Here is an 8,130-nt window from a genome sequence, read left to right on the forward strand (position 1 = left end):
GGCGGCAGCGGGCGCGCCCGTGCCGTCGTCGATGACGGCCAGCTCTGCGCCGACCTCGACCGTCTCGTCCTCGGCGACCTTGATGGAGGCCAGGATGCCGGCGGCGGGGGAGGGGATCTCGGTGTCGACCTTGTCGGTCGACACCTCGAGCAGCGGCTCGTCGGCCTCTACACGCTCACCCTCGGCCTTCAGCCAGCGGGTGACGGTGCCCTCGGTGACGCTCTCGCCGAGCGCCGGAAGGGTTACGGAAACCGCCATGGTTTCGGTTGCTCCTTACGAATTGCGGAAGTCTGTGATCGTCGCTTCGTCGACCGAGGGATCAGTCGTGTGCGTGCAGCGGCTTGCCCGCAAGGGCCAGGTGCGCCTCGCCGAGCGCCTCGCTCTGCGTCGGGTGGGCGTGGATGAGCTGGGCGACCTCGGCCGGCAGCGCCTCCCAGTTGTAGATCAGCTGGGCCTCGCCGACCTGCTCGCCCATGCGGTCGCCGACCATGTGGACGCCGACCACGGCACCGTCCTTCACCTGGACGAGCTTGATCTCGCCGGCGGTGTTGAGGATCTTGCTCTTGCCGTTGCCCGCCAGGTTGTACTTCAGGGCGACGACCTTGTCCGCACCGTAGATCTCCTTGGCCTTGGCCTCGGTGATGCCGACGGAGGCGACCTCGGGGTGGCAGTACGTCACCCGCGGCACGCCGTCGTAGTCGATCGGAACGGTCTTCAGACCGGCCAGCCGCTCGGCCACCAGGATGCCCTCGGCGAAGCCGACGTGGGCCAGCTGGAGCGTCGGGACGAGGTCGCCGACCGCCGAGATCGTGGGCACGTTGGTACGCATGTACTCGTCGACCAGGACGTAGCCGCGGTCCATCGCGACGCCCTGCTCCTCGTAACCGAGACCGGAGGAGACCGGGCCGCGGCCGATGGCGACCAGGAGGACCTCGGCCTCGAAGGTCTTGCCGTCGGCCAGCGTGACCTTGACGCCGCTGTCGGTGTACTCGGCGGACTGGAAGAAGGTGCCGAGGTTGAACTTGATGCCGCGCTTGCGGAAGGCGCGCTCAAGAAGCTTCGAGCTGTTCTCGTCCTCGACCGGGACGAGGTGCTTCAGGCCCTCGATCACCGTCACGTCGGTGCCGAAGGACTTCCACGCGGAGGCGAACTCGACGCCGATGACGCCGCCGCCGAGGATGATCGCGGACTCCGGGACCCGGTCCAGGGTCAGCGCGTGGTCCGAGGAGATGATGCGGTTGCCGTCGATCTCCAGACCCGGCAGCGACTTCGGCACGGAGCCGGTGGCCAGCAGGACGTGGCGGCCCTCGACGCGACGGCCGTCCACGTCGACCGAGGTCGGGGAGGAGAGCCGGCCGGCGCCCTCGATGTACGTCACCTTGCGGGAGGCGACGAGACCCTGCAGACCCTTGTACAGGCCCGAGATCACGTCGTCCTTGTACTTGTGCACGGCCTTGATGTCGATGCCCTCGAAGGTGGCCTTGACACCGAACTGCTCCGCCTCGCGCGCCTGGTCGGCGACCTCTCCGGCGTGCAGCAGGGCCTTCGTGGGGATGCAGCCGTTGTGCAGGCAGGTGCCGCCGAGCTTGTTCTTCTCGATCAGTGCGACGTCCAGGCCCAGCTGCGCTCCGCGCAGCGCCGCGGCGTAACCGCCGCTACCGCCGCCGAGGATCACTAGGTCGAAAACGGTGCTGGCGTCGTTCGCCACGTCACGTCCTCCATGCATGTGCGCCGGTCGCCGGTCTGCTGTGACCGGGCGGCGGCTGGTGTTCGGCCGCTTTATGTCGGCCCTGTGGTGGGGGCCCTGTCCTGCCGAGAACCCATCTTCGCACTTGTTGCCGGAACACGGGACGCGGGGCCGCGGTCTGAGACGGGGCGATCGTCCGTACGCGGGGGTTACCGCGGCGTACGAACGTACGGATTCCGTGGTCGGCCGCTGCGGAATCCGCAGGGAGGACGAAATCCGCCCCCGGCCGGGTGGCCGGGGGCGGACTTCGTCACACACGGGCGGGGATCAGCCCAGGTCGCCCTCGGCGGTGCGCTCGGCCAGCTTCACCAGGGTGCGCACCGAGGAGCCGGTGCCGCCCTTGGGGGTGTAGCCGTACGGCGCGCCCTCGTGGAAGGCCGGGCCGGCGATGTCCAGGTGGGCCCAGGTGATGCCCTCGCCGACGAACTCCTGCAGGAACAGACCGGCGACCAGGCCGCCGCCCATCCGCTCGCCCATGTTGGCGATGTCCGCGGTGGGGGAGTCCATGCCCTTGCGCAGGTCGGCCGGGAGCGGCATCGGCCAGGACGGCTCGCCGACCTCCTCCGCGATCTCGTGGATCTCGGTGCGGAAGGCGTCGTCGTTGGCCATGACGCCGAAGGTGCGGTTGCCGAGCGCCAGGACCATCGCGCCGGTCAGGGTCGCCACGTCGACGATCGCGTCCGGGTTCTCCTCGGAGGCCCGGGTCAGCGCGTCGGCCAGGACCAGGCGGCCCTCGGCGTCGGTGTTGAGGACCTCGACGGTCTTGCCGCTGTACATGCGCAGCACGTCGCCGGGGCGGGTGGCCGAGCCGGACGGCATGTTCTCGGCGAGCGCCAGCCAGCCGGTGACGTTCACGGCGAGGCCGAGGCGGGCGGCCGCGACGACGGCGGCGAACACGGCGGCGGCGCCGCTCATGTCGCACTTCATCGTCTCGTTGTGGCCGGCCGGCTTCAGCGAGATGCCGCCCGAGTCGTAGGTGATGCCCTTGCCGACCAGGGCCAGGGTCTTCTCCGCCTCCGGGTGGGTGTAGGCGACCTTCACCAGGCGCGGGCCGCGCACGGCGCCCTTGCCGACGCCGAGGATGCCGCCGTAGCCGCCCTTCTCGAGCGCCTTCTCGTCGAGCACCTGCACCTTGAGGCCGTGCTCCTTGCCCGCGGCGGCGACGAGGGCGGCGAACGTCTCGGGGTAGAGGTCGTTCGGCGGCATGTTGATCAGGTCGCGGGCGCGGTTGAGCTCCTCGGCGACCACCTGCGCGCGCTCCGCGGCGGCCTTGAAGGCCTTGTCGCGGGGCTTCGCGCCGAGCAGCGCCACCTCGGCGAGCGGCTTCTTGCCGTTCTTGCCGTTCTGGTCCTGGTACGCGGTGTAGGCGTACGCACCGAGCAGCGCGCCCTCCGCGATCGCCTCGGCGTCCTCGACGGAGCCGACGGGCAGCGCGAAGCCGGCCTTCTTCGTGCCGTGCAGCACGCGGGCGGCGGTGCCGGCGGCGCGGCGCAGCGCCTCGGCGGCGTACTCCGCGTCGCCCTCCGGGGCGGAGCCGAGGCCGACGGCGAGCACGACGGGGGACTTGACCCCGGCCGGGGCGGGCAGCTTGGTCGCCTCACCCTCGGCGCCGGAGGCGCCCAGCGTCTCCAGGACGGCGGCGAGCTTTCCGTCGAACGCCGCGTCGACGGCCTCGGCGCCGGGCGCGACGACGAGCCCCTTACCGGACTTGGCGACGCCGACCACAAGGGCGTCGGCGCGCAGCGTCGCCGCGCCGGCAGTGCTGAGAGTGAGAGCAGTCACGGTGGTGAATTCTCGCTTCCATTGAGTTCTGTGCGGTCGAGGGATGGGCCGACCGTGCCCGCCGCATGGTATTTCGGCCCGGGAACCGCCGTGAACGAGCCTACGCTCGCTCGTCCGGTTCGCTCACGGCGGCGGCGGTTCACTCATCCGTGGTGTCTGTTCCACGTTTACCCCGCAAGCTCCACGGGCTCGGCGACACTCGCCTCGTCCATGCAAGCGCGGCACCCGCGCCTTCGCATCATCTCCACAGGTCTGCCCCCGCTTCGAAGGGGCCGCGGCCTGCCGAGGGGGGAACCAGCCGATGGACCCGTACAGGTCCCGCATGCCCAGAACGGCCCGGAGAGCGGCTCTGGTCGCCGCCGCGCTGCTCGCCACCGTCGTGCCCACCGCCGGACCGGCCGCCGCCGCGCCCGTCCCGCGGATCGACCTCACCGTCCTCGTCGTGGACGACGGCAGCGGCACCGTCGGGGCGATCGCCGCCGAGCTGCGCGCCACCGGAGTGCCGTACCGAACGCTGGACCTGACCGACCCGGGCCGCCCGGTCGTCGACGCCGACTTCCTCAGCGACACGGTCGACGGCCGGCCCCGCGCCAAGTACCAGGGCGTCGTGCTGCCGCACGAGACGCCGTTCGGCCCCGACTCGGCGGAGCACACCGCGCTCGCCGCGTACGAGCGGACCTTCGGGATCCCGCAGGTCGACGCGTACACCTGGGCCCACCCCGGCGTCGGCTTGGACTGGACGAGCGAGGGCGGCTGGTCCGGCGTCCTGGACGGCGTCACCGCCTCCGTCACCGCGGCGGGGAAGGCCGGGCCGTTCCGGCACCTCGACGGGCCGGTGGCCTTCGAGGACAACGACCCCGCGATCGCCGAGAGCTACGGCTACGCGGGCCGCCCCCGCGCCGGCTACACCAGCTATCTCGACGTGCCGGCGGAGGGCGGCGGCCGGGCGAGCCTGGTCGGCGAGTACGCGCACGACGGCCGCCGCGAGCTCGTCGTCACCTTCGCCTACAACCAGCACCAGCGGCAGTTCCGGGCGCTCGCCCGCGGCATCGTCGAATGGCTCACCCAGGGCGTCCACCTCGGCCGCAGCCGCAGCTACTTCTCCGTCCACGTCGACGACGTCTTCGCGCCCGACGCCCGCTGGAACAGCGAGCGGAACTGCACCCCCGGCGACCTCGACTGCGCGGGGGGCGACGGGCAGGACGCCGACGCGATCCGGATGACCGCCGCCGACGCCGTGTACGCCGCCGCCTGGCAGAAGTCCGCCGGCTTCACCCTCGACATGGTCTACAACGGCGGCCAGGGCGAGCAGTGGAAGACCGAGCACGGCAACGCGGACCCGCTCGCCGCCCGGTTGATCGCCGACCGCGCCCAGTACCGCTGGGTCAACCACACCTACACCCACCCCTTCCTCGGCTGCGTGCAGGACACCGCCACCGTCCCCTGGAGCTGCGCGAAGGACGCCGCCGGGAACACCCTGTGGACCGGCCGGTCGGCGATCTCCGCGCAGATCCGGAACAACCACGACTGGGCCCTCGGGAAGGGCCTGTCCGTGGACCGCGGCGAGCTGGTGACCGGTGAGCACTCCGGACTCAAGACCCTGCCGCAGCAGCCCGTCGACAACCCGAACCTGGCCGGCGCGCTCGCCGACAACGGCGTGAAATGGGTGGCCAGCGACAACTCCCGCGAGCCGTCCCAGCGGACCGTCGGCGGCTCGAAGACCGTCCCCCGGCACCCGATGAACGTGTACTACAACGTGGGCACCGCCGCCGAGATGACCGACGAGTACAACTGGATCTACACCTCGCGGGCCGACGGCGGCAGCGGCGTCTGCGAGTCCAACCCGGCCAGCACCTGCCTGCCCGCCCCGCTCGACCCCGCCAACGGATACGCCCGGCACATCGTCCCGCAGGAGGCGCGCACCGCGCTCTCCCACATCGTGTCGGGCGACCCCCGGCCGCACTACGTCCACCAGTCCAACCTCGCCGAGGAACGGCTGCTCTACCCCGTGCTCGACCGGGTCCTCGCCGACTACCGGGCCCTGTTCGCCGACAACACCCCGCTGGTCAACCCGCGTCACCGGGACGTCGGCACGGAGCTCGGCCGCCGCGCCGCCTGGGAGAAGGCTCTCGCCGAGGGGCGGGTCACCGCGTACCGGATCGGGAACACGGTCACCGTGAAGACGCCGTCCGGGGTGACCGCCCCGGTCACTGCGCCCGAGGGCACCCGCAAGCAACTCCTGCTCGGCACCGCGGCGTTCGGAACGCCGTACGCCGGGGCGCGCTCGGACTGGACCGGCCCCGAGGCGCTGCAGACCGCGATCACGCTCAAGCTCCCGACCGAGTAGCAGCACCGCACGTACGTCCTTGGGGGGACACGCACATGCCGGGCAGCGGCCGTCACGTCACCATGCTCACCGAAGGCACCTATCCGCACGTCCACGGGGGCGTGAGCACCTGGTGCGACCAACTCGTCCGTGGCATGCCGGAGGTCGACTTCTCCGTACTCTCGCTCACCGGCAGCGGCCGCGAGCCGGTCGCCTGGGAGCTGCCGCGCAACGTCCGCCGCCACACGGCCTTCCCGCTGTGGGGCCCGGGGCCGGCCCCGCGCCGGCCCCTGGTGGGCCGGGAGCGCCGCGGCTTCGTGGACGTGTACGAGCGCTTCCTGCTGTCGCTCCTCGACCCCTCCGCCGGCTGCGACTTCGGCGAGGGCCTGTACGCGCTGGCCGCGCTCGCCCAGCGCGGTCGGCTCACCGCGGCGCTGCGCACCGAGACGGTGCTGCGCTCCCTGATGTGGATCTGGTCCATGCCGCACCTGCCGACGGCCGCGGCCCGGCCCACCGTCCACGACGCCCTGACCGCCACCGATCTGCTGGAGCACGCGCTGCGCCCGCTCTCCGCCCGGATATCCCCGGACGGCGTCGCGCACGCCGTCTCCAGCGGCCTGGCGACGCTGCCCGCGCTCGTCGCCCAGCACTTCGAGGGCGTGCCGTTCCTGCTCACCGAGCACGGCATCTATCTGCGCGAGCGCTATCTCGGCTACCGCACGGAAGCCCAGCGCTGGCCGGTCAAGGCGCTGTTGCTCGCCTTCTACCGCGAGCTCAACACGCTCGGCTACGTACGGGCCGACCTGATCACCCCGTGCAACCAGTACAACCGGCGCTGGGAGGAGCGGGGCGGCGCACCCGCCGACCGCATCCGGACCGTCTACAACGGTGTCGACCCGCGCGCCTTCCCGTACGCCGGGCCCGAGCCGGAGACGCCCACGCTGAGCTGGGCCGGCCGCATCGACCCCATCAAGGACCTGGAGACTCTGATCCGGGCGTACGCCATCGCCCGCGCCGAACTCCCCGAGCTGCGGCTCCGGTTGTTCGGCCCGGTGCCGGCGGGCGGCGAGGACTACCGGACCCGGCTGGAGAAGCTCGCCGCGGAGCTGGGCGTGGCGCACGGGATCACGTACGAGGGCCGGGTCTCCGACGTGGCCCGGGCCTACGCGGCGGGGAACGTGGTGATGCTCTCCTCGATCAGCGAGGGCTTCCCCTTCTCGCTGATCGAGGCGATGTCCTGCGGCCGGGCCACGGTCTCGACGGACGTGGGCGGGGTGCGCGAGGCAGTCGGGGACACGGGCCTGGTGGTGCCGCCCCGGGAACCGGCGGTGATGGCCGCGGCGATCGTGGACCTGCTCCGCGACGCCCCCCGCCGCGCCGAACTGGGCCGCCGCGCCCGCCAACGCGTAGTCGACCGCTTCACTCTGCACCGCTCGGTGGACGGCTTCCGCAGCATCTACCGAGAACTGTCCGGCGACCCCGAGCCCCCGCCTTCGGCGGCCGATTGGACGACCCGCCTCGCCGACCCCTGGCGCGAGGACCTCTGGCGCCAGGACCTCGCCGACGAAGGCGCCCTGTCATGAGCGGCTCGCTCTGGCTGAAACCGGGCGCTCATGGCGACACGTTGCCGACGATTCCGCGCCCGCGCGGAGGCGTCGCGGACGTGCGGTGCGCCGCCGCGGGCTCCCCCGACCTCGCCGACTCCCTCGACCTCGCCGACTCCCTCGACCTCGCCCGTGACCCGCTCGACGAACTCGCCGATCGGATCGGGGCGTTGGCGGCCGTCGCCGTGCATCCCGACGAGATCGCGGCGATCCTCGAGTCCGACGGGATGACGGACGAGCACATCCGGTTCACCTACGGGCGCGCGGACTCGTTCGCGCTCGCCGAGGAGCTGTACGCGCGGGTCGAGCGGCGGCACCCCGAGCCCGAGGCCGCGGCGGCCTCGCCCTGGTACGCGGGGCTCGGGGGGTGTCTGCTGCGGGGGCTGGTGTTCGCGCTGCCGGGGCTCGCGTACGTGCTCGGCGCGCCGTTGCTCTCAGGGCCGCCCGGGCGGTTCGCGCTGCCCTCCGGGACCGTGCCGCTGCTCGCCGGAGCGGTGACCGGCTGGGTGTGGAACCAGGCGCTGTCCCACCGGGCGTACACCTGGCTCGGACTGGGCGACCGGCCGTCCGCCGTCCGGACCCTGCTCACCGGCGCGCCCGCCGGGGCGCTCGCGGGCGCCGTCGTGGCGGTCGCGGTGACCGGGCCGGGGGAGTGGCCGGCGGCCGCGTTC

5 protein-coding genes and 1 pseudogene are annotated in these 8,130 nt (G+C 72.4%); 3 read left to right on the top strand and 3 right to left on the bottom strand.

The annotated features are described in order from the left end of the window. From VIU94_RS38320 to VIU94_RS38330, 3 genes are all read right to left on the bottom strand, one after another. A partial coding sequence (locus VIU94_RS38320; RefSeq protein WP_331919152.1) for a biotin/lipoyl-containing protein occupies positions 1–258 on the bottom strand: 258 nt, incomplete at its 3' end. A 61-nt stretch (positions 259–319) separates the two neighbouring features. Then, the gene (lpdA, locus tag VIU94_RS38325; protein ID WP_331919154.1) at positions 320–1,708 is read right to left on the bottom strand and encodes a dihydrolipoyl dehydrogenase; all 1,389 of its coding nucleotides are present in this window, start codon (positions 1,706–1,708) and stop codon (positions 320–322) included. A gap of 306 nt (positions 1,709–2,014) precedes the next feature. Further along, the gene (locus VIU94_RS38330) at positions 2,015–3,529 is read right to left on the bottom strand and encodes a leucyl aminopeptidase (RefSeq protein WP_331919156.1); all 1,515 of its coding nucleotides are present in this window, start codon (positions 3,527–3,529) and stop codon (positions 2,015–2,017) included. 322 nt (positions 3,530–3,851) lie between these two features. On the opposite strand from VIU94_RS38330, the gene VIU94_RS38335 reads away from it, so the two are divergent. From VIU94_RS38335 to VIU94_RS38345, 3 genes and pseudogenes are all read left to right on the top strand, one after another. Next, the gene (locus VIU94_RS38335; RefSeq protein ID WP_414721078.1) at positions 3,852–5,876 is read left to right on the top strand and encodes a hypothetical protein; all 2,025 of its coding nucleotides are present in this window, start codon (positions 3,852–3,854) and stop codon (positions 5,874–5,876) included. A gap of 35 nt (positions 5,877–5,911) precedes the next feature. Then, entirely contained in the window at positions 5,912–7,438 is a 1,527-nt protein-coding gene (gene pelF / locus VIU94_RS38340) for a GT4 family glycosyltransferase PelF (RefSeq protein ID WP_331919160.1), read from the top strand. Continuing rightward, a pseudogene (locus VIU94_RS38345) lies at positions 7,435–8,130 on the top strand (hypothetical protein); the annotation flags it as partial. The gene pelF and the pseudogene VIU94_RS38345, both read left to right, overlap by 4 nt.

Origin of the sequence: Streptomyces sp., from assembly GCF_036566765.1 — a bacterium.
Classification (GTDB): domain Bacteria; phylum Actinomycetota; class Actinomycetes; order Streptomycetales; family Streptomycetaceae; genus Streptomyces.

What these genes read in the sequence shown, in the direction of transcription:
- VIU94_RS38335 (WP_414721078.1), top strand. Translation starts at nt 3,852, where the DNA reads ATGCCCAGAACGGCCCGGAGAGCGGCTCTGGTCGCCGCCGCGCTGCTC.
- pelF (WP_331919160.1), top strand. Translation starts at nt 5,912, where the DNA reads ATGCCGGGCAGCGGCCGTCACGTCACCATGCTCACCGAAGGCACCTAT.